Annotated in this window: 4 protein-coding genes; 3 read left to right on the top strand and 1 reads right to left on the bottom strand. The window is 67.7% G+C overall.

From position 1 onward, the window contains the following. The first annotated feature begins 174 nt into the window (after nt 1-174). Nucleotides 175-645 carry a helix-turn-helix domain-containing protein gene (locus VGD20_RS11845; RefSeq protein WP_331134640.1) on the top strand — a complete coding sequence of 157 codons (471 nt, stop codon included), beginning with the start codon at nt 175-177 and terminating at the stop codon, nt 643-645. A 117-nt stretch (nt 646-762) separates the two neighbouring features. On the opposite strand, the gene VGD20_RS11840 is transcribed toward VGD20_RS11845, so the two are convergent. After that, on the bottom strand, nt 763-2,178 hold the full coding sequence (locus VGD20_RS11840) for an HD-GYP domain-containing protein (protein ID WP_331134639.1): 1,416 nt from the start codon (nt 2,176-2,178) through the stop codon (nt 763-765). Nucleotides 2,179-2,276: 98 nt separating this feature from the next. Here VGD20_RS11840 and VGD20_RS11835 point away from each other — a divergent pair, with 98 nt between their 5' ends. Together VGD20_RS11835 and VGD20_RS11830 are read left to right on the top strand one after the other, a co-directional pair. After that, the gene (locus tag VGD20_RS11835) at nt 2,277-2,720 is read left to right on the top strand and encodes a DUF6265 family protein (protein ID WP_331134638.1); all 444 of its coding nucleotides are present in this window, start codon (nt 2,277-2,279) and stop codon (nt 2,718-2,720) included. 25 nt (nt 2,721-2,745) lie between these two features. Next, a partial coding sequence (locus VGD20_RS11830) for a helix-turn-helix transcriptional regulator (protein WP_331134637.1) occupies nt 2,746-2,955 on the top strand: 210 nt, incomplete at its 3' end.

Below are 2,955 nucleotides of genomic sequence, written 5' to 3'. Positions count from 1 at the left end.
CGGCGATGACTTCCGTATGGCCGAAGCCCGAATGATAGACGATGGCAATCTGGGTCATGTTCCTGTCCTTCCTGAAACCTGTGCAGCCGGGGATCGGGAGGGGAGGGTCCCGGCTTGCATCGGACAAGGTGATCAGATAGGAACCAAAAGTGAAGTACGCACCTTGGAGTAACTATGAAAGAAAAGGCTCCCGGCTGGATAGGCAAGGTTGATCCGTGCGACGCGAACTGTCCGTCGCGCGACATTCTCGACCTCATCGGCGACCGCTGGAGCCTCTTGCTACTGCTCGTCATCGCGCAGGGCTATCACCGCAACGGCGAGCTCAAGCGGCGCGTCGGCGGGATCAGCCAGAAGATGCTGACGCAAACGCTCCGCGCGCTGGAGGCGAACGGGCTTGTCGAGCGGCACGATTTCCAGACGGTGCCGCCGCACGTCGAATATTATCTGACCGCGCTCGGCGCTTCGCTCGGCCATGCGCTGACGCCGCTGTTCGAATGGATCGAACGCGAGTTTCCGGCGGTTCAGACAGCACGCGCTACGTTCGCGGAGCGCGGCGCGGCGGGTCAGGGGGCAGGTTTCGACCGGAAGCTGCCGATAGGGGATGTGCACCCCGGCGAAAGCCGGGGCCCAGAATTCCAACACTAACCTTGCGCTTTTCCGCACTGGGTCCCGGCTTTCGCCGGGGTGCACAAAGGGTCAGCTCACCACCCCCATGCCGACATTGGCGTCGGGTGAACCGGAAGCTTTCGGGACCGGAGCCGCTTACGGCAGCAGCGATACCGGCATGGCAGGTAGCGGTGCCTGCGGAATGCCGTCCGCGACGATCGCTTCGAGGGCGTCGAAACAGTCGCCGTCGATCGCGGCGCCGACCTCGCACGCCATGATCGACAGCGCCTGATCGACCGGCATCGCGGCGCGATAGGGGCGGTCGGCGGTGAGCGCGTCGAAGAAGTCGGCAACCGAGACGATGCGCGTTTCCATCGAAATGCAATCTTCGTCGAGCCCGAGCGGATAGCCGGTGCCGTCGAGCCGTTCGTGGTGCGAGCCCGCGATCATCACCATGTCGCGCATCACGCCGATGCGCGAGAGGATGTCGGTGGTCGCCTGTGCATGGCCCTGCATCACCACCCACTCGCCGGGCGTCAGCCGGCCGGGCTTGTCGAGAATCCGGTTGCTGACCCCGAGCTTGCCGATGTCGTGGAGCATCGCGCAGCGCACGAGGCGGCGGCGCTCGGACGCGGCGATGCCCTGCGCGGCGCCGATGCGGTCGGTGAGCAGCGCGACGCGTCCGCTGTGGCCGCCGGTATAGGGGCTTTTGGCGTCGATCACCTGTCCGAAGGCGGCCGCGATATCGTCGAGATAATCCTCATCGACGACGACGCGCGCCTGCGCGGGTTCGAGCGCGAACAATTGCGCGTCGATGTCGGGCGCCGCGAGCGCGGCCCAGAAGCCGGGGTCGGCGGCGAGGTCGGCGAAGATCGCGGTGAGGTCGGGATCGAGCCAGCCGCCCGCGCGGGCGCGGACCTCGGCAACCGCGCGTTCGGGGCCGCCCGCCATGAAGAAGACGTCGGCGACCTGGGCCAGCAGCGCGATGCGGGCGAGCAGCGGGATTTTGCTGCCCGAGAGGCCGCGCGGCATGCCGCCGCCGTCCCAATGTTCGTCGAGCGCGGCAATGGCGCCCGCGACGCGATCCGAAAAACGCAGGCGGCGCGCGATGCCCGCGCCCTGTGTGCAGCGCGTCTCGATAAAGCCGGTGAGGATCGGCGCGGCATTGCCGAGCAGGTGGTCGCGCGCGGCCGTGCGCGCGGCTTCGGCTTCCTTCACCCCGACCTCGGCTTCGACGAAGCGCAGGAAGTCGGCGGCGCCCGGGCCGATCAGCTTGAACCCCTGTTTGAGCGTGCGGTCGTCGCCGAGGAACAGTTCGGCGACGCGCGCGGCGTTGCTCGAACAGCCCAGATCCTTGAGCAGCACGGCATAGAGGCAATCGGCGAGCTCCGCGTCGGCCAGCCCGGCGGCGAGGCCCACATAGGTGCCGATCCACGCGGCGCGGACGCTGTGACCCGCGGGCTGACCCTCGGTCAGGTCGAGGGCATAGGAAAAGGCGCCCAATATCTCGGCGAGCCGGGCTTCGCCGACAGGCGTCGCGGCTTCGAAAACCGTCCGGTCCGGCTGGAACATCGATTATCCCCCTGTTGACCCGCAGGACATAGCGGCGAAGCTTTACCAGCGGGTTAGCGGGCCTATAACCGGCGGGGGGCATCGGACGGGAGGCGGTCATGAAATCCTGTATGGCAGCGGCGCTGGCAGTGCTGCTGGTCGCGGCAAGTCCGGTGGCGACGATCGACGATCTTGGCTGGCTCGCGGGGCAGTGGGCCAGCGAAACCGGCGGGCGCTGGACCGAAGAAAGCTGGACGGCCCCGCGCGGCGGGGTGATGCTGGGACACAGCCGGTCGGGACGCGGCGAGGTGCTGCGCGAGTTCGAATTCATCCGCATCGCGCGCGGTACCGATGGCATCCTCGCCTATATTGCGCAGCCGCAGGGCGGCGCGCCGGTGGCGTTCCCGCTGGTGCGCAGCGAGGGGACAAGCGCGACGTTCGAGAATGCGGCGCATGATTATCCGCAGCGCATCGTCTATGAGCGTGCCGGTGACACGCTGACGGCGACGATTTCGGCAATCGACGGCTCGAAACCGCGCAGCTGGAGCTATCGGCGGCGCTGACGCCGGCGGAGCGAAGGACGCGGTGATGGCCAAGACGGGACGTTTGTTCGCGATCATCGACAGCCTGCGCCGGCGGCGCAGGCCGGTGACCGCCGAAATACTGGCCGACGAGCACGGCGTGTCGGTGCGCACGCTCTATCGCGACATCCAGGCGCTGGTCGCGCTCGGCGCGCCGATCGAGGGCGAGGCGGGGGTCGGCTATATGCTGCGCCCCGGTTTCTTCCTGCCGCCCTTG

Source organism: Sphingopyxis sp. (genome assembly GCF_036402335.1).
Classification (GTDB): Bacteria; Pseudomonadota; Alphaproteobacteria; order Sphingomonadales; family Sphingomonadaceae; genus Sphingopyxis.
Note: the sequence above shows the minus strand (reverse complement) of the source record. Positions and strands in the feature narration are given on the sequence as shown.

Excerpts from the sequence above, each read along its gene's own strand:
- VGD20_RS11845 (WP_331134640.1), top strand. The coding sequence starts at position 175 with ATGAAAGAAAAGGCTCCCGGCTGGATAGGCAAGGTTGATCCGTGCGAC.
- VGD20_RS11835 (WP_331134638.1), top strand. The coding sequence starts at position 2,277 with ATGAAATCCTGTATGGCAGCGGCGCTGGCAGTGCTGCTGGTCGCGGCA.
- VGD20_RS11840 (WP_331134639.1), bottom strand. The coding sequence starts at position 2,178 with ATGTTCCAGCCGGACCGGACGGTTTTCGAAGCCGCGACGCCTGTCGGC.